The sequence below is a fragment of the Streptomyces sp. NPDC033180 genome (assembly GCF_055577645.1).
This window is the reverse complement of record NZ_JBVIPU010000014.1, coordinates 163,760-183,381: the sequence shown is the minus strand read 5'-3', so window position 1 is coordinate 183,381 and position 19,622 is coordinate 163,760. Positions and strand designations below refer to the sequence as shown.

General features: G+C 71.2%; 15 protein-coding genes. 8 read left to right on the top strand and 7 right to left on the bottom strand.

All coding sequences use genetic code 11. The annotated features are described in order from the left end of the window. Positions 1 to 37 precede the first annotated feature (37 nt). Positions 38 to 1,579, bottom strand: a complete 1,542-nt coding sequence (locus tag ACZ5WE_RS30775) for an MFS transporter (protein ID WP_467689556.1) — start codon at positions 1,577 to 1,579, stop codon at positions 38 to 40. A gap of 62 nt (positions 1,580 to 1,641) precedes the next feature. On the opposite strand from ACZ5WE_RS30775, the gene ACZ5WE_RS30770 reads away from it, so the two are divergent. Beyond that, the gene (locus ACZ5WE_RS30770) at positions 1,642 to 2,697 is read left to right on the top strand and encodes a helix-turn-helix transcriptional regulator (protein ID WP_467689558.1); all 1,056 of its coding nucleotides are present in this window, start codon (positions 1,642 to 1,644) and stop codon (positions 2,695 to 2,697) included. A 511-nt stretch (positions 2,698 to 3,208) separates the two neighbouring features. On the opposite strand, the gene ACZ5WE_RS30765 is transcribed toward ACZ5WE_RS30770, so the two are convergent. Then, complete coding sequence (locus ACZ5WE_RS30765; RefSeq protein ID WP_467689560.1) at positions 3,209 to 4,216, bottom strand: sigma-70 family RNA polymerase sigma factor; 1,008 nt, start codon at positions 4,214 to 4,216, stop codon at positions 3,209 to 3,211. 195 nt (positions 4,217 to 4,411) lie between these two features. On the opposite strand from ACZ5WE_RS30765, the gene ACZ5WE_RS30760 reads away from it, so the two are divergent. Both ACZ5WE_RS30760 and ACZ5WE_RS30755 read left to right on the top strand, forming a co-directional pair. Then, a complete protein-coding gene (locus ACZ5WE_RS30760) occupies positions 4,412 to 4,954 on the top strand; it encodes a GNAT family N-acetyltransferase (protein ID WP_467689562.1) in 543 nt (180 codons plus the stop codon). Positions 4,955 to 5,035: 81 nt separating this feature from the next. After that, a complete protein-coding gene (locus ACZ5WE_RS30755) occupies positions 5,036 to 6,127 on the top strand; it encodes a questin oxidase family protein (RefSeq protein WP_467689564.1) in 1,092 nt (363 codons plus the stop codon). A 23-nt stretch (positions 6,128 to 6,150) separates the two neighbouring features. On the opposite strand, the gene ACZ5WE_RS30750 is transcribed toward ACZ5WE_RS30755, so the two are convergent. Further along, positions 6,151 to 6,939: a dioxygenase family protein gene (locus ACZ5WE_RS30750; RefSeq protein ID WP_467689566.1), complete on the bottom strand. Its 789-nt coding sequence runs from the start codon at positions 6,937 to 6,939 to the stop codon at positions 6,151 to 6,153. 120 nt (positions 6,940 to 7,059) lie between these two features. Between ACZ5WE_RS30750 and ACZ5WE_RS30745 the strand changes: the two genes are divergently transcribed. Then, positions 7,060 to 7,584 (top strand): MarR family winged helix-turn-helix transcriptional regulator, encoded by a 525-nt coding sequence (locus ACZ5WE_RS30745; RefSeq protein ID WP_467689568.1) that lies wholly within the window; start codon positions 7,060 to 7,062, stop codon positions 7,582 to 7,584. Positions 7,585 to 7,609: 25 nt separating this feature from the next. Here the strand turns inward: ACZ5WE_RS30745 and ACZ5WE_RS30740 are convergent, their stop codons facing one another. Then, on the bottom strand, positions 7,610 to 9,133 hold the full coding sequence (locus ACZ5WE_RS30740) for an MFS transporter (protein WP_467689570.1): 1,524 nt from the start codon (positions 9,131 to 9,133) through the stop codon (positions 7,610 to 7,612). Between the two features lie 111 nt (positions 9,134 to 9,244). After that, positions 9,245 to 9,901: a TetR/AcrR family transcriptional regulator gene (locus tag ACZ5WE_RS30735; protein WP_467689572.1), complete on the bottom strand. Its 657-nt coding sequence runs from the start codon at positions 9,899 to 9,901 to the stop codon at positions 9,245 to 9,247. A 322-nt stretch (positions 9,902 to 10,223) separates the two neighbouring features. On the opposite strand from ACZ5WE_RS30735, the gene ACZ5WE_RS30730 reads away from it, so the two are divergent. After that, positions 10,224 to 11,507, top strand: coding sequence for a M6 family metalloprotease domain-containing protein (locus tag ACZ5WE_RS30730; RefSeq protein WP_467689574.1), 1,284 nt, complete (start codon positions 10,224 to 10,226; stop codon positions 11,505 to 11,507). 75 nt (positions 11,508 to 11,582) lie between these two features. On the opposite strand, the gene rho is transcribed toward ACZ5WE_RS30730, so the two are convergent. Next, the gene (gene rho, locus ACZ5WE_RS30725) at positions 11,583 to 12,764 is read right to left on the bottom strand and encodes a transcription termination factor Rho (RefSeq protein ID WP_467689576.1); all 1,182 of its coding nucleotides are present in this window, start codon (positions 12,762 to 12,764) and stop codon (positions 11,583 to 11,585) included. Positions 12,765 to 13,136: 372 nt separating this feature from the next. On the opposite strand from rho, the gene ACZ5WE_RS30720 reads away from it, so the two are divergent. Genes ACZ5WE_RS30720 through ACZ5WE_RS30710 form a run of 3 tightly spaced genes read left to right on the top strand, consistent with a single transcriptional unit; the run spans position 13,137 to position 17,963 of the window. After that, a complete protein-coding gene (locus ACZ5WE_RS30720) occupies positions 13,137 to 13,955 on the top strand; it encodes a 3-hydroxybutyrate dehydrogenase (RefSeq protein ID WP_467689578.1) in 819 nt (272 codons plus the stop codon). Positions 13,956 to 14,013: 58 nt separating this feature from the next. Continuing rightward, positions 14,014 to 15,411: an MFS transporter gene (locus ACZ5WE_RS30715; RefSeq protein ID WP_467689580.1), complete on the top strand. Its 1,398-nt coding sequence runs from the start codon at positions 14,014 to 14,016 to the stop codon at positions 15,409 to 15,411. Between the two features lie 47 nt (positions 15,412 to 15,458). Further along, the gene (locus ACZ5WE_RS30710) at positions 15,459 to 17,963 is read left to right on the top strand and encodes a GAF domain-containing protein (protein ID WP_467689582.1); all 2,505 of its coding nucleotides are present in this window, start codon (positions 15,459 to 15,461) and stop codon (positions 17,961 to 17,963) included. Here the strand turns inward: ACZ5WE_RS30710 and ACZ5WE_RS30705 are convergent. Then, positions 17,936 to 19,594, bottom strand: coding sequence for a DHA2 family efflux MFS transporter permease subunit (locus tag ACZ5WE_RS30705; protein ID WP_467689584.1), 1,659 nt, complete (start codon positions 19,592 to 19,594; stop codon positions 17,936 to 17,938). The genes ACZ5WE_RS30710 and ACZ5WE_RS30705 overlap by 28 nt on opposite strands. Positions 19,595 to 19,622: the final 28 nt, after the last annotated feature.

The following is a 19,622-nucleotide window of genomic DNA, read 5'->3' as shown; positions in this document are numbered from 1 at the left end:
CGCGCCCACCCCGCCGCGGCCGTCCCGCCGCGCCCGCTCAGGAGGTCAACGCGGGTTCCCGCTCGGGGAGTTCGTCGTCGGCGGTCTCGACGGCCGCATCCTCGCCGCCGCCCTCGACATGCTGACGGGGCTTGCTCGGCAGGGCGAACATCAGCAGGAAGATGGCGACGAGCACGCCGACGACCCACCACAGCGAGTTCTGGAACGCGCCCACGATCTCCATGGGCACCTCGCTCCGCGGCGCCTTCTCGTCGATCGCGCCGAAGAACGCCACGGAGACCAGGCCGAGTCCGAGCGCCGTGCCCATCTGCTGCACGGTGTTGAGCAGCCCGGACGCGGACCCCGAGTGCTCGTGCGGCACGTCCGAGAGGATGGCGTCCATCAGGGGCGCGACGATGAGCCCCATCCCGGCACCCATCACGACCAGCGGCAGCGCCATCTGCCAGGACGCGATGCCCGCGCCGTACCGGTCGGCCTCCCAGATGTAGAGCAGCACCCCGGTGGCCATGATGAGCGCGCCGCCCTGCAGCACCTTGCGACCGAACCGCGGCACGAGCTTCTGCACGGACACACCGGCAGCCACCGAGACGGCGATCGAGAACGGAATGCCGGTCGTGCCGGCCCGCAGCGCGCTCCAGCCGAGTCCCGTCTGCATGTAAAGCGTCCAGACCAGGAAGAAGATGCCCATCGAGACACCGAACACGGTCTGCACCGCGATGCCCGCGGCGAAGCTCTTCACCTTGAACAGGGACAGCTCCACGAGCGGCGAACCGTCCTTGGCCGCCTTCGCCTTCTCGTACGCGATGAGCGCGCCGAAGACCGCGAGCCCGCCCGCCATCATGGCGTAACCCCACAGCGGCCAGTCCAACTCCCGCCCACGGGTGAGCGGGTAGAGGACCATCAGCAGGCCGAGCGTGACGAGGACGACGCCGACGAGGTCGAGCCTGAGGGCCTTCGGCGCCTTGGACTCACTGATGAACTTGCTGCCCAGGATCAGTCCCGCGATCCCGACGGGCAGGTTGATGAGGAAGATCGGCCGCCATTCGAGCCCGAACAGATTCCACTGGGTGAGGAGCGCGCCGAGCAGCGGCCCGGATACGGCGCCGAGCCCCACGATCATCCCGAAGAGCCCGAAGACCCTGCCGCGCTCGTGGGCGGGGAAGGTGGCGTGCACGATCGACAGGACCTGCGGCACCATCATCGCGGCCATGGCGCCCTGCAGAATCCGCGACGCGACCAGCATCTCCGGGTTGGCGGCGAAGCCGCAGAGCGCGGAGGCGAGCGTGAAGCCCGCGATCCCTATGAGGAACATCCGCTTGCGCCCGTGGATGTCGCCGAGCCGTCCGCCGGTGATGAGCCCGGCCGCGAAAGCGAGCGCGTAGCCCGCGGTGATCCACTGGATCTGACTGTCCGTGGCGCCCGCGTCCTTCTGGATGGAGGGGATGGCGATGTTGACGATGGTGACGTCGACGAGGTCCATGAAGGCCGCGGTCATCACGATGGCGAGGGCGAACCAGCGGCGCCGGTCGGCGGCGGCGGCCGGTCCGGGGGGTGCTGTGGCGGGGCTGCTGTAAGTCATGAGAGGAGATTAGAAGTCATATAGGCCAGGCCATGTCCTAGATGCGCGGCATCCTGGAAGACATGACAACGACTTCCGGCACGACCTCGGGAACCTCGGGAACTTCGGGAACCTCGGAAATCTCGGGAACCTCGGGAACCTCGGAACGGTCCGGCGGTACGGACACGCCGGCTCGGCTGCTGCAACTCCTCTCCCTCCTGCAGACCCCGCGCGAGTGGCCGGGCGGGGAGCTGTCGGACCGGCTCGGCGTCAGCCGCCGGACCGTGCGGCGCGACATCGACCGGCTACGGGACCTCGGCTATCCGGTGCAGGCGAGCCAGGGCGCGACCGGCGGCTACCGCCTGGTCGCGGGCAAGGCGATGCCGCCGCTCGTCCTGGACGACGAGGAGGCGGTGGCGATCGCGGTGGGTCTGCGGGCCGGGGCGGGCCACGCGGTGGAGGGGGTGGAGGAGGCGTCGGTCCGAGCCCTGGCGAAGCTCGAGCAGGTGCTCCCGTCGCGACTGCGCCACCGGGTACAGACCCTCCAGATCGCGACGACCCCGCTGACCAGCGGGGACGGGGCGAGCATCGCGCCCGAGACGTTGACGGTCATGGCGTCCGCGGCGGCGGGCCAGGAGCGGCTCCGCTTCGCGTACCGCTCCGGCGACGGCACGGAGTCCCGGCGCCTGACGGAGCCGCACCGACTCGTGTCGACGGGACGGCGCTGGTATCTGGTGGCGTACGACATCGACCGCGACGACTGGCGCACGTTCCGGGTGGACCGGGTGTCGTCCCCCTTCGCGACCGGCGCGCGCTTCGTCCCCCGGGAGCTGCCGACGGGGGACGCCGCGGAGTACATCCGTACGTCGATGTGGCGGGGCCAGCCTTCGTACGCGATCGACGTGACGTTCGAGGCGTCCGCGGAGACCATCGCGGCGAGGCTCCCGGCGGTCCTGGGCACGCCGGAGCGCCTCGCGGACACGAGGTGCCGGGTGCGGTCGGAAGTGACGGACGCGGTGGACTGGTTGGCGGTGCGGTTGACCATGGCCGGCTGCGACTTCGTGGCCCACGGCCCACCGGAGCTGGTCGCTTCCCTCCGTGAACTGGGCTCCCGCATGACGCGGGCGGCGGGGGCGTGAGGCGTTCCTCGCGGGGCGGGACGTAACGCTCCACCGCGCTGCGCGCGCGGATCTTTCCCCTGCGGGACGGACGCCCTGCGGGCCGTGGAGGCGCCCCCGTACCGCGCTCCGCGCGGATGTTTCCCGCCCACCCACCCGATTGCCCCGGGTAGCGGGGCGGGTGGGGGATCTCCCCGGGGCAACATGCGGGCGCGTGGGTGATGGATCTCCCCGGGGTATCGGGTGGGTGGGGAAGCTCCCCGGGTAACCGGCGGGCGCGTGGGCGCGGAAACTCCCCGGGGCGACACGCGGGTCCGTAGGTGAGGGGATCTCCCCGGGGCAATCGGGTGGGTGGGTGGGAAACATCCGCGCGGAGCGCGGTACAGGATCGCCCCCCGCCCCCCGGGCAGAAAGCGGCCCCCGCCCAGAAAGCAGAAATGAGCCCCGGTGCCGGGGGGGGGATGGCACCGGGGCTCAGCTGAGGGACGGCTTCGCGGGCCGCCAAGGCCACGGCTTCGCGGGCCGCCAAGGCCTAGGCCGCCGCGTCGAAGCCCGTGTCCCGCGCCAGCTTCTTCAGTTCCAGCAGCGCGTGCTTCTCTATCTGGCGGATCCGCTCCCGCGTCAGACCATGCTGCTTGCCGACCTCCGTGAGGGTCCGCTCGCGGCCGTCCTCGATGCCGTACCGCATCTTGATGATGGAGGCCGTGCGCTGGTCGAGCCGGCCGATCAGATCGTCGAGCTCCTCGCTGCGCAGCAGCGTCAGGACGGACTGCTCGGGCGAGACCGCCGAGGTGTCCTCGAGCAGGTCACCGAACTGCGTGTCGCCGTTGTCATCCACGCCCATGTTCAGCGAGACCGGGTCGCGCGCCCAGTCCAGGACGTCCGTGACACGCGCAGGCGTGGAGTCGAGCTCGGCCGCGACCTCCGCCGGCTCCGGGTCACGCCCGTGCTTGCGGTTGAACTCGCGCATGACGCGGCGGATCCGGCCCAGCTCCTCCACCAGGTGCACGGGGAGGCGGATCGTGCGGGACTGGTCGGCTATGGAACGCGTGATGGCCTGACGGATCCACCACGTGGCGTACGTGGAGAACTTGAAGCCCTTGGCGTAGTCGAACTTCTCGACCGCGCGGACCAGGCCCGCGTTCCCCTCCTGGATCAGGTCGAGGAGCGGCAGACCACTGCGCGGATAGCGGCGGGCCACGGCGACGACCAGACGGAGGTTGGACCGGATGAAGACGTCCTTCGCCCGCTCGCCGTCGGCGACGAGCGCCTCGAGCTCCTCGCGGGAGGCGGAGGCGCCGGGGACGGAGTCCTCGACGTCGCCGTCGATTATCTTCCGGGCGTACACACCGGCCTCGATGATCTGGGACAGCTCGACTTCCTTGGCGGCGTCGAGCAGCGGCGTACGCGCGATCTCGTCGAGGTACATGCCGACCAGGTCGCGGTCGGCGATCTCCCCGCCTACGGCGCGAACACTGCGTGCCGCGTCGGTCTCGCCGGTGGAGGCGGACTTACGACGGGCGACGGCACGGGTTGCCATGCGTGCTCCCTTGCGTGTGGAGGTCCTGGTCGGCCCTTTTCACGGGCCTCTGTGGTGGAGACGTGGTGGAAACCACACCCTCGCGGGTGCCCTGCTTCCGATGGAAACAACGACTGGAATCCGGACAGAATTCCCAAGCCGCGCATCTATTTTCCTGACGTTGCAGTACCCTGTGCCGCCACAACGGGAGGCCGGATGCCGTCGGAACGTACAGAGGCGCAGGTCAGGCCGGGCACGGAGGCCGATCTGGAGGCCCTGACCGCTATCTACAACCACTACGTACGTGAGACGGCGATCACATTCGACACGGCCGTCTTCCTGCCACAGGAGCGCCGCCCTTGGCTGCTCTCCCATCCTGAAGACGGCCCCCACCGCCTCTTGGTTGCCCAGGAGCGGAATTCCGGGCTGATCCTCGGGTACGTCACGAGTTCTCCTTTCCGGGCCAAGCCCTCGTACGCCACCTCGGTGGAAGTCAGCGTCTACTGCGCGCCGGATGCCGCGGGCCGCGGCATCGGCACCCTGCTCTACAAGGCCCTCTTCGAGGCCCTCGAAGGCGAGGACCTGCACCGCGCCTACGCCGGGATCGCCCAGCCGAACGTCGCCTCCGGCCGCCTCCACGAACGTTTCGGCTTCCGGCATGTCGGCACGTACCGCGAGGTGGGCCGCAAGTTCGGCCGCTACTGGGACGTCGCCTGGTACGAGCGTCCCCTCGGCCCCGAGGCCCGAAGCGGGACCTAGGTCCCGCGAGCTCCGGCCTAGGCCCTGTCCTGGTTCGCAAGGCCGTTACGTCCCCGCCGGCACCGCACTTAACGTGCCGCCATGGACGCCAAAGCCGATGCACGAGCCGACGCCAAAGCCGACGCCAGAGCCGACGCCACCAATGCCAACACCGCAGCCGACACCACCGGCACCCTCGACGAAGCGCTGCAGCGCCTGCACGCCTCGGGCCCCGAGCGGCTCGGACGGCTCACCAACCACGCGCCGATGGCCGTCGAGGCGCTCGCCGCGCACGGCCACTCCGGTGCTGTCCACCGCTGGCTCGAGCTGTACGCGCCGAAGTTGGAGGGGTACCCGAGCGCGGTCGAGCCAATCACCGGCGACAACGGGCGCGAGGCCCTCGGTGATCCGCGCCGCGCCGCGGACTGGATCGCGTACTTCGGCAGAGAGGTCGGCGAACGCCCGTGGCGCGACGTCCTCGCCACGTGGTGGCCACGCCTGCTTCCGGGCATGTACGGCGGCTCCACCCACCCGGTGATCCGGGTGGGCCACGCGGTCCGCACGATCCTGACCTGCGAGGCGACCGAACCCCGCGTCGCCGAACTGGCCCACGGCCTCGGCTACTGGGCCGCCCGCCACCACCCCGTCACCGGCGTCGAACTCCTGCCGGTGGGCACGGGCACCGCGGCCGCCGCCCTGGACGCCGTCGAGCCGATCCCGGACCGGGAGAGCGGCAGCTTCCCCGCAAGGCTCGGCCGGGTCGCGGGCCTGCCCGCGTGGGCGGCCGGCGTGAGCGACCCCGACGAGGCGTACCGCGGGCTCACCGAGTTGGTGCGGGCGGCCACCCACCGGTACGCCACGCACGGCCATGGTGAGGAGACGATGCTGGTGCACGCGGCGACCGCGCCCAACGCCGTGCTGCGCGCCCTGCCCGCGCTGCCCCGCACCCTGTGGGCGCCGAGCCTGCACGCGGCGTGGACGGCATCGGCGGCGGTGACCTCGATGTACGCCCCCAACGCCCCCGTCGCGTACACCGCCCCCGGCACCTTCGCCCCCGAGGAGGTCTTCGAGCGGGCCCTGGCGCACGGCGACGAGCACGTCATCAAGTTCACCGACACGGCTCTGGACGTGGGCGACGAGCGGGCTCTGACGGCGGCCCTGCGCGCGATCGAGATCAGCGAGCCGCCGGCATAAGGCGCCGCGCCCCCGCACACGGTTCAGCCGAACTGCACCGACCTCTTCGCGAGCCCCATCCAGAACCCGTCGATCACACTCCGCTGCCCGCCGAGGTCCCCCGAGGCCTCGGCGGCCCCCAGCGTCACGAACAACGGCGCGAAGTGCTCCGTGCGCGGATGTGCGAGCTCGCCCGCCGGGGACTTGTGCAGGAAGTCGAGGAGAGCGTCCACATCGCCCGCGTCGAGCGCCTCGTGCCCCCACGCGTCGAACTCCACCGACCACGACGGCACTCCGCTGCCCAGATGGCGCAGCGCCGCCAGATTGTGGGTGAAGAAGCCGCTCCCGACGATGAGCACGCCCTCGTCCCGCAGCGGCGCGAGCTTGCGGCCGATGTCCATCAGGCGGCTCGGGTCGAGGGTCGGCAGGGAGATCTGGAGCACGGGGATGTCGGCATCGGGATACATCTCGACGAGCGGGACGTACGCCCCGTGGTCGAGCCCGCGATCCGCGATGTCCTGCACCGGTGTGCCCGCCCCGCGCAGCAGTTTGCGTACGGAATCGGCCAGTTGAGGGGCGCCCGGGGCGGCGTACGTGACGTGGTAGTAGTGCTCGGGGAAGCCCCGGAAGTCGTGGACGAGCGGCAGCGCCTTCGTCGCGCCGAGGGCGAGCGGGGCCTCTTCCCAGTGAGCGGAGATCATGAGGATGGCTTTGGGCCGCGGCAGCACCGCCGACCAGGCACGGAGCTGGTCCGGCCAGATCGCGTCGTCGGCCAGCGGCGGTGCGCCGTGACTGAGGTAGAGGGCGGGCATGCGCTCCTGGGTTGCGGTCATGACGGCGCCTTCCGAGAACGTACGAGGAACGAATTACTTTAACTCTCAAGCTCTTGCTCGAGGCCGACCCTACCCCCGTATTGTTTAAGTTTCAAGGAAGGGCTGCGTACAGTGGAGTACATGGACACGGCACCCACTTCTCCCCCCGACCTTCCCGACGGGGAACCGCGCTGGCTCGACGACGACGAACAGCGCACCTGGCTCGCGTATCTGCAGGCCACCACGCTCCTGGAGGATCACCTCGATCGCCAGTTGCAGCGCGACGCCGGCATGCCGCACATCTACTACGGCCTCCTGGTCCAGCTCTCCGTCGCCCCGCGGCGGCGGATGCGCATGACGGAGCTGGCCAGGAACACCAAGATCACCCGGTCCCGTCTCTCGCACGCCATCGCGCGCCTGGAGAAGAACGGCTGGGTGCGCCGAGAGGACTGCCCCTCCGACAAGCGCGGCCAGTTCGCGATCCTCACCGACGACGGGTACGAGGTGCTGCGCAGGACCGCGCCCGGCCATGTCACCGCCGTACGCCAGGCCCTCTTCGACCGGCTCACCCCACAACAGCAGAAGTCCCTCGGCGAGATCATGATGATCGTCGCCGAGGGACTTCAGCCGAAGGAGGCGGGGGCGGACCTGCCCTGGCTCCGCTGAGCCTCCCCTGTCGTGAAACCCGGGGTCAGTGCGCGACCACCGGGATCCGGATCTCTTCCTCGGAGTCCAGCGCACCCTTGGTGTCGCCGGACCCCGAGGCGGCCGGAGCGCCGCCCTGGGCGCCCGTGTTGATGAGAGCGAAGGCGATCGCGGCGGCGGCCACCAGGATGCCGACGGCCCACCAGATGGCACTGGTGTAGCCCTCGACCATGGCCTCGGCCTGCATCAGCTTCTGCGCGGCCGGAGTCGTCGCGCCCGCCGCGTGCGAGGTGACGTACGCGGTGGTGGCGGAGGCGGCGATGGTGTTCAGGAGAGCCGTGCCGATGGCGCCGCCGACCTGCTGCGAGGTGTTGACCATCGCGGAGGCGACACCGGAGTCACGCGGCTCGACACCGTGCGTGGCGAGCGACATGGCGGGCATGAACGCCGTACCCATGCCGAGGCCCAGCATCAGCTGCGCGGGCATGATCAGACCGGCGTACGAGGAACCGACCTCCAGCTGCGTCAGGAGCAGCATGCCGAGGGCCGCCAGCACGAAGCCCGGCCCCATGAGCAGCCGCGGTGCGACGCGGGTCATCAGACGGGCGCCGATCTGCGTGGAGCCCGTGATCATGCCGACGATCATCGGCAGGAACGCGAAGCCGGTCTTGACCGGCGAGTAGCCCTGGACGATCTGCAGGTAGTACGTGAGGAACAGGAACAGGCCGAACATCGCGATGATCGCGAGGCCGAGCGACAAGTAGACGCCACCGCGGTTGCGCTCGGTCAGGACGCGCAGCGGAAGCAGCGGCGACTTGACCTTCGCCTCGGTGAGGACGAACGCGGCGAGCAGGACGGCGGATGCGACGAACATGCCGACCGTCAGGGAGTCCGACCAGCCGGCCGACTCGGCGCGGGTGAAGCCGTAGACGAGCGCGACCAGACCGAGGGTGGACAGGACCACGCCGGGGATGTCGAGCGGCGAGCGGTTGCGGGCGCCTGCCGGCTCACGGATGACGAAGTACGCGCCGAGGGCGGCGACAATGGCGAACGGGATGTTCACGAAGAACGTCCAGCGCCAGTTCAGGTACTCGGTGAGGAAGCCGCCGAGGATCAGGCCCACGGCGCCACCGCCACCGGCGATCGCACCGTAGATGCCGAACGCCTTGGCGCGCTCCTTGGCATCGGTGAACATCACGGCGAGCAGCGAGAGGGCGGCGGGCGCGAGCAGCGCGCCGAAGACACCCTGCAAGGCGCGGGCGCCCAGCATCATGGCCTCGCCGGTCGCGGCGCCGCCGAGCGCGGAGGCCGCGGCGAAGCCGATCAGGCCCGTCACGAAGGTGCGCTTGCGGCCCCAGAGGTCGGCGATGCGGCCACCGAAGAGCAGCAGACCACCGAAGGCCAGGGCGTAGGCCGTGATGACCCACTGGCGGTTGCCGTCCGAGATGCCCAGGTCCTGCTGGGCGGAGGGCAGCGCGATGTTCACGATGGTCGCGTCGAGCACGACCATCAGCTGCGCGAGCGCGATGAATATCAGCGCTTTCCAGCGCCTGGGATCTGTTTCTGACATGGGAGTAGCCACCTAGCGGTACGTGTGGTGAAAAAGTGATGGAAAGTCGACGCGTTCAGGCCGGTCGGGCGGGGCTCAGGAGTGAGCTCAGGAGTGGGCTCAGGAGTGGGCTCAGGACTGGCGGAGGTCCTCCAAGGTCGCCGCCTCACCGGGCAGCTCGGAACGGGCCGGCGTCATCAGGCCGTCGAGGAACAGTTGAAGATGGCGGTGGACGAAGCGGTCCATGTTCGGGCACGCGGTGCCGGGCAGCGGCCTGGTGAGCTGGGAGAGGGCGACCATCAGGTCCCCGACGGCGATGTCGGTGCGCAGCTGCCCGGCCGCGCGCGCCCTTCTCATGAGCCCGCCGGTGACGGCTTCGAGCCGCTCACGGGCGTCGACCAGATCCGGGTGATCGGGGTCGAAGGCCTCCTGGAGCATCGGGCACAGGGCACCGATCCGCTCGTCGGCACAGGCGTGCACGAACCGGCGCAGGGCGTCGAACGCGACACTCGGGTCGGCGTCGGCCGCCGCGATCGCCTCCTCGGCGTGTGCCGAGACGCGGTCGGTGACGAGCAGGACGACCTGGTGGACCAGTTCGGAACGGTCGCAGAAGTGCCGGTAGACCGTGGCGTTGCCGACGCCGGCCCGGCGCGCGACCTCGTCGAGCGGCACGTCGGGGCCGAACTCGACGAACATCTCGCGTGCGGCGGCGACGATCCGCTCCCGGTTGCGCAGGGCGTCGGCCCGCGGGCGGGGCGTGCGGCGCTGGGCAGCGGTGGCGGTCTCCACGACGGCTCTCCTCAAGCTTGCGGTCGAGCCTCCGGACGGTGCCGGAGCCTCGGATGCGCGATGCGGGGAATCTCTCCCCGTTTCGCTCGGACACAGGTCTAAACGGGGAGAGAGTCCCCGGATATTTCCCGCACTCCGACTTTCTTCGCGTGACCTGGGTCACCACCGCACGGGCCCCCTCTCCCCGCGCCCCGCATCACGCCCACGTGCACGAGAAACCCACGATCGGTCCCGCTCAGCGAGCGCCCGCGCATCCACCGGCACAGGGTGATCGGAAGGGTGCAGCCAGGACCGGCGGCTGCCGCGAGGTGAAGGGCTACGCATGCAGCAGCCGACCTGGAGGCAGATACGCGGAGCGCGACGTGGCACAGCACTCGCCACATGCGCCGTCCTTGCCCTCACGGTCACCACATCGGCGAGCACCGGCCGCCTGATGGAGGAGTCCCCCACGGCGGCAGGGCCCGCCTCCCTGACCCGGGCGACGAAACTCAGCCCGTGCATGATCAACGGCACGATGGGCGTCCAGATGTCGGAGGGCGTGCCCACCTCCGCCGGCTACTCCCGCTCCACGGGCACCGTCCGGGCCCTGAACCTCATGATCGACTTCTCGGACGCCCCCGGCGAGGGGAGCGCGCCCGACCGCCTCGCGGAGTTCTTCCCGCAGACGGCTGACTGGTTTCGCACCAGCTCCTACGGACGGCTCGACTACCGCCCGGAGTCCCCGATCCAGGACTGGCTGCGGATGCCCAAGAGCTTCAAGGAGTACGGGATAGAGCGCGGCGCCCCCTTCGATCCGGGCTACCGCGAGCTGGTCCAGGACATCGTGGCGGAGGCCGACCCGGACGTGGACTTCCGGGAGTACGACCTGGTGAACATCCTCATGACGCCGAACGCGGGCCCTTCCGCGCTCGACACGGTCCTTTCGGTGACCTTCGCGGGCAACACCGAGGCACCCGTCGCGGACGGCGTGCCGGTCTCCAACGCGTCCTTCGTCTACAGCAGGCAGGACGACGGTTCGGGCAGCTACCGCGAGACCGGCTACCGCGTGCTCCCCCACGAGAACGGCCACGTCTTCGGCCTGCCCGACCTGTACACACAGGAGGGCGGCGGCGCGGTCGGCCACTGGGACATCATGAGCGAGGACTGGGGCGCCAACAACGACCTGCTGGCCTGGCACAAGTGGAAGCTCGGCTGGCTCGGCGACGACCAGATCAGCTGCGCGTCGAACGCGGGCACGACCGAGCACACGCTGAGCCCGCTGCCGACCGAGGGCGGCACCAAGCTCGCCTTCGTGCCGCTGAGCACACGGACGGGGTACGCCGTCGAGGTGCGCACCCGCGGCGGCAACGACGAGGCGATCTGCAAGCCCGGAGTGCTCGTCTACCGGGTGGACGCGGAGGTCGACACGGGCCAGGGCCCGGTCACCGTCTCCGACTCCACGAAGGACAGCGGCGGCTGCACGCGTCGGCCGAACGTCCACGCGGAGCTGTCCGACGCGACCTACGAGCCCGGTCAGACGTTCACGGACAAGAAGACGGGCGTGCGCATCACGGTGACCGACATCGACGAGGACGGCCGCTACCGGGTGCATGTCACGCGCCCGTGAGGGGTGTCACGCGCCCGTGAGGGGTGTCGCGCACTCGTGAGGGGTGTCAGGCGCCCGTCAGCGCCCTGAGGGGTGTCAGGCGCCGTTGACCTTCGAGGAGCCGGCGCCGGGCACGGTCTGCTGCACCTGGCGCAGGAAGGCGGCGTTGTCCGGGGTCTTGCGCAGGCGCTCGATCAGCGTCTCCAGGTTGCTCTGCGCGTCCCTGCCGTGCAGGGCACGCCGCAGGCCGCGTACGGCCGTCAACTCGTCGGCGGGCACCAGGAGTTCGTCACGGCGCGTGCCGGACGGGGTGACGTCGACTGCGGGGAAGACCCGTCGCTCGGCCATGCCGCGGTCGAGGCGGAGCTCCATGTTGCCGGTGCCCTTGAGCTCCTCGAAGTAGTAGTCGTCGGCGCGCGATCCGGTCTCCACGAGCACGGTGGCGAGCATGGTCAGGGACCCGCCCTCCTCCGCGAGCCGCGCGGCACCGAAGAGGCGCTTGGGGCCCTGGATGGCGGCGGCGTCGACACCTCCGGAGAGGGTGCGGCCGCCACTGGACGCCGCGTTGTTGTACGCACGGCACAGCCGGGTGAGGGAGTCGAAGAGCATGACGACGTCCTTGCCCTCCTCTGTGAGCCGCTTGGCGCGCTCGACGGCGAGTTCGGCCAGGGCGATGTGCTGCTTGGCGGGCCGGTCGAAGGTCGAGGCGAGTACTTCGCCGCGTACGGAACGCTTCATGTCCGTGACTTCTTCGGGCCGTTCGTCGAGCAGCACCACCATGAGGTGTGCCTCGGGGTGGTTCGCGCTCACGGCGGCGGCGATCTGCTGGAGCAGAACGGTCTTGCCGGTGCGGGGCGGCGCGACGATCAGGCCGCGCTGGCCCTTGCCGACGGGGGCGACGAGGTCGATGAGCCGGGTCGCGACACTGCCGCCACCGGCGCCCGGCGTCTCCAGGCGGAGCCGCTCGCGGGGGTGCAGCGGGGTGAGGTCACCGAAGCGTGCGCGCCGGTGCAGGGCTTCGGCGGAGTGTCCGTTGACACGCTCGACGGAGGTCAGTGTGCGGGCCCGCCCGCACTCGCCCCGCACCACGTCGCCCGCACGCAGGCCGAGCCGGCGGATGAGCGCGGAGGGGACCTGTACGTCGGTGGGGGTGGGGAGGCAATCGCCGGTACGGAGATGGCCGTTGGCGTTGTGACCGACGTCGAGGATGCCTGATGCGGCGACAGGGATGTCGGTGGCTGTGGTGGTCTTGTTCCGGGTGATGGTCGCGGTACTCATGGTGGGGTCCTTTCGCAGGCATGCGAATGAAGGGGCCCGGCGGGACGGTGTGTTCACGTCCCGTACGTCGGGCGGAGAAAAGAACTGCGGCAAAGGGCTTCGCGGAACAACAGAAGTCACGGAAGCCACAGAGCTGCGGGAGCCTCGACGAGGCGGAAGAAAAGAAGATCGGCACCGGCGCCGCAGAAAGCGGCGTACACACGTGCTGTTCGCAAGGTAGCACAGCATTCGGGCCGCGGAGCATGACGTGGGTCACCCGGCTCGTACGCGGGCCCGCGCCCGGACTGTCGTGCCCACCCACATGACGCGCTCCCCGGTTATGTGGGCCCCGCACATGGGAACCCCGTGCGGCGCACCCTTACGTTTCCGGCCATGACGAGCCCCACTCCCCGCGGTGCCGACCCCGCCGGAACCCCCTCCGGCGTCCCCGCACGCTCCCCCGCCGGAACCGACCTCACCGGACGCACCGCCCTGGTCACGGGCGGCGCGAGCGGCATCGGCCGGGCCTGTGCCGTGGCCCTGGCCGATGCCGGCGCCTTCGTGCATGTGGTGGATCAGCACGCGGACGCGGCCAAGGACGTGGCCGACGGGATCGACGGCGAGGCGCACGCCGTGGACCTCGCCGACCCCGCCGCGGTGGACACCCTGCCCGCCCGCGTCGACATCCTCGTCAACAGCGCCGGTCTCCAACACGTCGCCGCCATCGAGGAGTTCCCCCCGGAGCGGTTCGACCTGATCCAACGGGTCATGGTCACCGCGCCGTTCCTCCTGCTGCGCCGGACGCTGCCCCATATGTACGCCCACGGCTGGGGCCGCGTCGTGAACATCTCCAGCGTGCACGGACTGCGCGCGAGCCCCTTCAAGTCCGCCTACGTCGCCGCCAAGCACGCCCTGGAGGGCCTGAGCAAGGTCACCGCCCTGGAAGGCGCGACGCACGGCGTCACCAGCAACTGCCTCTGCCCCGGCTACACCCGCACGCCCCTGGTCGAGGACCAGATCAGCGCGCAGGCAGCCGCCCACGACATCGCCCCCGAGCAGGTCCTCACCGACGTACTGCTGCGGCGTTCCGCGGTGAAGCGTCTGATCGAGCCCGCGGAGATCGCCGCCGCCACCCTCTGGCTCTGCGGCCCGCACAGCGGTTTCGTGACCGGCGCCTCGCTGCCCCTGGACGGCGGCTGGACCGCCGGCTGAACTTCCGCTCCCCCAGCGCCAATTCACCACACGTCCCCATCGAGAAACGGATCACGCCATGGCAGCCGCAACGCCGCGCGCCCAGGGCAAGACCCCGGGCAAGCCAGGTATCGCCCGCATCATCAGCGCCAGCCTCATCGGCACCACCATCGAGTGGTACGACTTCTTCCTCTATGGTTCCGCCGCCGCGCTCGTCTTCAACACTCTCTTCTTCCCCGACAGCGACCCCTTGGTCGGCACCCTCCTCTCCTTCCTCACCTACGCGGTCGGCTTCGCGGCCCGGCCCCTCGGCGGCGTCGTCTTCGGCCACTACGGCGACAAGATCGGCCGTAAGAAGCTGCTCGTGCTGAGCCTGATGATGATGGGCGGCGCCACCTTCGCGATGGGCCTGCTGCCCACCCACGCCACCCTCGGCGTCGGCGCCCCGATCCTGCTCACGCTGCTGCGCCTGGTCCAGGGCTTCGCGCTCGGCGGCGAGTGGGGCGGCGCCGTCCTGATCGTCTCCGAGCACGGTGACGACAAGAACCGCGGCTTCTGGGCCTCCTGGCCGCAGGCCGGCGCTCCCGGCGGCAATCTCCTGGCCACCGGCGTCCTCGCGCTCCTCGCCGCCGTCCAGTCCGACGAGGCGTTCCTCGCCTGGGGCTGGCGCATCCCGTTCCTGCTCTCCGGGGTGCTCGTGATCATCGGCCTGTGGATACGGGTCTCGGTCTCGGAGTCCCCGCTCTTCCTGGAGGCGCAGGCCCGCGCGGAGGCCGAGGCGGCATCGGGAGAAGCCCCCGAGCAGGACGCGCCCGTCGTCGAGGTCTTCCGGCACAACTGGCGCGGCGTCCTCACGGCCATCGGCACCCGGCTCGGCGAGAACGTCTCGTACTACATCCTCACGGCCTTCGTCCTCGTCTACGTCACCGTGCACCTGGAACTGCCCAAGAGCACCGCCCTGAACGCCGTCCTCATCGGCTCCGCCGTGCACTTCGTGACGATCCCGCTGTGGGGCGCGCTCTCCGACCGCATCGGCCGCAGGCCCGTCACCCTGATCGGGTCGATCGGCATGGCCGCGTGGGCGTTCGCGTTCTTCGCGCTCGTCGACAGCGAGTCCTTCGCCGTGATCACCCTCGCGGTCACGGTCGGTCTGCTTCTGCACGGCGCGATGTACGGGCCGCAGGCCGCCTTCATCTCCGAGATGTTCGACACGAAGGTCCGCTACTCCGGGGCCTCGATGGGATCGCAGCTCGCGTCCATCATCGGCGGCGCGCTCGCGCCGATCATCGCGGTCGAGCTGCTCAAGGACTTCGGCTCGGCGACGCCGGTGGCCCTCTACGTCTGCGTGACGGTGGTGATCACGACGCTCACGGTGCTCGTGGCGAAGGAGACCCGTGGCCGCTCGCTCGCCCAGGAGCGGCGCTCCGCTCCCGGGGATTCCTCGGCCGCCACCGCCTCGGCGACAATCTCCACCTGAAGCGCACCACCAGCACGCGCATCCCGCTCCCGGAGGCGACCCGTCGTATGTCCAGCTCCCCAGACGCCGCCCACCGGAAGCAGGCGTGCGCCGCCCTGCGTGAACTGCTCGACCTGCTCGCGCAGGACGCCCCCGCCGAGCAGTTCGCCCGGCCGGCCGCGGCGGCCCGCGCGGCCGGAGCGAGCGGCGCCGAACTCACGGCGATCGACGAGGCCACCCAGACCGCGCTGCGCGTGCGCAGCACCCTGAACCAGCACCAGCGCAGGGAGGCCGAGCTCACCGCGCTGTTCGACACGGCGGGCGACCTCGCGGCTCTTCGCGACCTGGACGCGGTACTGCGCGCCATCGTGCACCGGGCCAAGCTGCTGCTGCGTACGGACGTCGCGTACCTCTCCCTCAACGACCCGGCGGCGGGCGACACCTACATGCGCGTGACGGACGGTTCGGTCTCCGCCGCGTTCCAGAACCTGCGCCTGGGCATGGGTGAGGGGCTCGGCGGCCTCGTCGCCCAGACCGCCCGTCCGTACGCCACCGGGGACTACGAGGTCGACCCCCGCTTCCAGCACACGAACCCCATCGACAGCGCCGTACTTGAGGAAGGCCTGCACGCCATCCTCGGCGTACCGCTGCGGCAGGGCACGCACGTCATCGGTGTCCTGTACGCCGCCGACCGCACCGCCCGCGCCTTCACCCCGGACGAGGGAGCGCTGCTGTCCTCGCTCGCCGACCACGCGGCGATAGCCATCGACAGCGCACGCAGGATGGAGGAGACGAGGACCGCGCTCGTCGACCTGAACGAGGCGTCGCAGACGATCCGCGCACACAGCGAGGCGCTGCGCCGGGCGGAGGACGCGCACGACCGCCTGACCGATCTCGTGCTGCGCGGCGGCGACTTCACCGAGGTCGCCACCGCGATCGGCGCTCTCCTGCGCGGCGGCACCCTCATCCACGACGCGGACGGCACGGAACTCGCCCGCGTCGGGGGCGGAGGCACCGCTGCCCGCACCGGGGACGGAGGCGCCGCTGCCCGCACCGGGGGCGGAGGCACCGCTGCCCGTGCCGGGGGCGGAGGCACCGCTGCCCGTGCCGGGGGCGGAGGCACCGCTGCCCGCACCGGGGGCGGAGGCACCGCTGCCCGCGCCGGGGGCGGAGGCACCGCTGCCAGCGTCGGGGGCGGAGGCGCCGCCGAACCCGCCCGGGCCGACGGCGGACTCGGAACGCGTCCGGCCAAGGGCGCCGCCGACCGGCCCGCGGCCGCCGCCGAGTGGGCCGGGGCCCGTCCATCTGCCGCCGAGGGGGCCGGGGCCCGCCCACACGCCGCCGAGGGAGCCTGGGCCCGTCAACCCTCTGCCGAGGAGGCCGGGGCCCGCCCACACGCCGCCGAGGGAGCCGGGACCCGCCCACACGCCGCCGAGGGAGCCTGGGCCCGTCAACCCGCCGCCGAGGGAGCCTGGGCCCGCCCACCCGACGCCCAGGGAGCCGGGACCCGCCCACCCGACGCCGAGGAGGCCGGGACCCGTCAACCCGCCGCCGGCGGCGGTGCCGAGCGCCGCATGCCCGTGGCCGAGGGCGCCGCCGAATCCCGCACGCCCCCGGCCAGGGCCATCGCCGCGTCGCGTGCCAGCGGCCGGGCCGTCCCCCTCGACGGCACCTGGGTGTGCGCTGTCCTCGCAGGCCCGGAGCTCCTCGGCAGCATCGCCCTCACCGACCGTGCCGACCTGGGCGAGGCCGACCGCCGTCTCTTCGAACGCGCCGGGGTCGTCACGGCGCTGCTCCTGCTCCTGCGCCGCTCGGCCGCCGAGGCCGAGGACCGCGTACGCGGCGAACTCCTCGGCGACCTGCTCTCCCTCTCCGGCACCCCGGGCCGCCTCACGGCCCGGGCCCGCCGCCTGGACGTAGATCTGACGCTCCCCCACTCGGTGTTTGTCGCGCACAGCGACGCAGCGCCCCGTCGGCTCCTGCTCTCCTCCGCGGCCCGAGCGGCCCGCGCCCGCCACGGCCTGTCCGGCCTGCACCACGACCACGTGGTCCTCGTCATCCCGGCCGACGACACCGGCGCCCGGGCCCGCGCGCTCGCCGCCGAGCTCACCCAGGCCGCCGGGGCCCCGGTCACGGTCGGCGCGGCGGGCCCGGCCACCGGCCCCGAGGCCCTCGCCCAAGCGCACGCCGAAGCCCTGCGCTGTCTGTCAGCCCTGCGTGCGCTCGGCCACACCGGCCGGGGCGCGGACCTGCCCGACCTCGGCTTCCTTGGCGTACTCCTCGGCGACGACACGAATCTCCACGCCTACGTACGCCGCACACTGGGCCCGGTCCTGGACTACGACACCAAGCGAGGCACGGAACTCATCCACACTCTGCGGGCCTATTTCGCCTGCGGGATGAGCCAGTCCAAGGCGAAGGACGCCCTGCACGTCCATGTGAACACCGTGGTCCAACGCCTGGACCGGATAGGCCACTTGCTCGGCGTCGACTGGCAGTCCCCGGAACGCGCCCTGGAAATCCAGCTCGCCCTGCGCCTGCACGCCTACACCTGGACGACCGCGTCACCGTGATCCTCGACAGCTTCCTCCCCTGTCGGGGCGGGGGCCGGGACGAGGAAGGTGGCGACGAGCCCGAGAACGACGAAGCCCGCGGCGACGTACCCGCCGAGTGCGACCCCGTCGGTCATCGCCGCGCGCGCCGCCTCCGCGACGGACGCGGTCTCCGGTCGGTCCGCGAGGGGCCCGATGTAGGCGCCCGCACTGTCGGTGACGGCGCCGGTGAGCCGGTCCGCCTGCCCGCCCGGCACTCCGGCATCGCTCAGCCGGTCGCGCAGGTTCGTGCTGAGAGTGGTGAAGAAGACGGTGGTCAGGGCGGCGATCCCGAGCGCGGAACCGAGCTGGCGAAAGGCGCTCTGGATGCCGGATCCCTGCCCCGCGCTCTCGTACGGCACCTCGGCGAGGACCACGTTGGTGACCTGGGCGGTGGCGAACCCGACGCCGATGCCGTACACGAAGAGCATCAGCGCGACGGCCCACCAGGAGCTGTCCGGGGCGGCGATGAACCCGACCCCCGCGAGCCCGACGACCTCCAAGGCCAGACCGATGCGCACCTGCCCGAGCGGCGGGACCTTGGCGGCCAGCGGGAAGGCAGCACCGGTCGCGACGAAGCTGCCGACGGCGATGGGCACGAGGGCGAGCCCCGCCTCCAGGGCGCTGTAGCCGAGGGTGAACTGCAGCCACAGCGGGAGCACCGCGACGATGCCGAACTCGCCGAGGCCGATGATCAGGGTCGCGATGTTGCCGTTGCGGAAGGAGGCGATCGAGAACAGCCGTACGTCCATCAGGACGCGCGAGGCCTGTGCGGAGTCAGCGTCCCGGGTGAGCGCGATCTGCCGCCGGACGAACGCGAAGAGCGTGACGGCGGAGAGCACGAGCGCGACCAGGACGGGCGACGGCCCACTCCCCCAGCCGAATCCGAGAATCTCCAGCGGCTCGGTGCTGACGATCCATCCATACGTCCGCCCTTCGACGAGCCCGAAGGCGAGCAGCCCGAGCCCGACCGCGGAGAGCACCGCACCGGCCGCGTCCACCCGCCCCTTGGCGCGCGGCGACGGAGCCATGCAGAGCAGCACGCCGACGGCGACGAGGACGGCGAGGGGCACGTTGATGCCGAACGCCCAGCGCCACGAGGCGTGTTCAGCGAGCCAGCCGCCGAGCAGCGGGCCGAGCGCGGCCGCGGCGCCGATGGTCGAGCCCCAGATGGCGAAGGCCTGGCCGCGCGCCCGGCCGGTGAAGTTCGCGTTCAGCAGCGAGAGCGAGGTCGGCAGGATCATCGCGGCGCCCGCGCCTTGCAGGAAACGGGCCAGGATCAGCAGCCCGCTGCCGGGCGCGAGCCCGGCGAGAACGCTGGTCGCGCCGAAGACCGCGACGCCGGCGACGAAGATGCGGCGGGCCCCGAAGATGTCCGCGAGGCGCCCGGTCAGCAGGAGCAGCGCCGCGAAGACGATCGCGTACGACTCCTGGATCCACTGCGCCCGTCCGGAGTCGGCGTCCAGGTCCTCGATGACCGAGGGGACGATCACGTTCACGATCGTGGTGTCGACGACGATCAGGGCGACGCCGAGGGCGATGGCAATGAGACCGAGCCAGCGGCGGGCGGACGAGGGGGGCGAGGGATCACGCATCTCGATCAATACCTCCATGGTGAAGTAATTCCATGGTGAAGGTAAT